The 206-nt window shown below is 70.9% G+C and carries 1 protein-coding gene; it reads left to right on the top strand.

Translation table 11 applies throughout. The annotated features are described in order from the left end of the window. Positions 1-206, top strand: a 206-nt coding sequence (locus BFF77_RS32480) for an acyl-CoA dehydrogenase family protein (protein WP_141698630.1), incomplete at both ends; no start/stop codon positions are given.

Here is a 206-nt window from a genome sequence, read left to right as displayed (position 1 = left end):
CGACGAGACCGACACGACGGGCCGCATACCGCGCCAGAACTGGACCGAGATCGTCGACAGCGGATACCTGCGGCTCTTCCACCCGGCGGAGATCGGTGGGACCGGGGCCGACGGACCGGCCCAGGTCGACGCCATGGAGGCGCTGGCCCGGGCGTGTTCGGGTACCTACTGGTCGGCGACGGTGTCCGCGCTGCTCTGCGCCAAAC

The sequence above is a fragment of the Streptomyces lushanensis genome (assembly GCF_001700515.1).
Classification (GTDB): Bacteria; Actinomycetota; Actinomycetes; order Streptomycetales; family Streptomycetaceae; genus Streptomyces; species Streptomyces lushanensis.
Note: the sequence above shows the minus strand (reverse complement) of the source record. Positions and strands in the feature narration are given on the sequence as shown.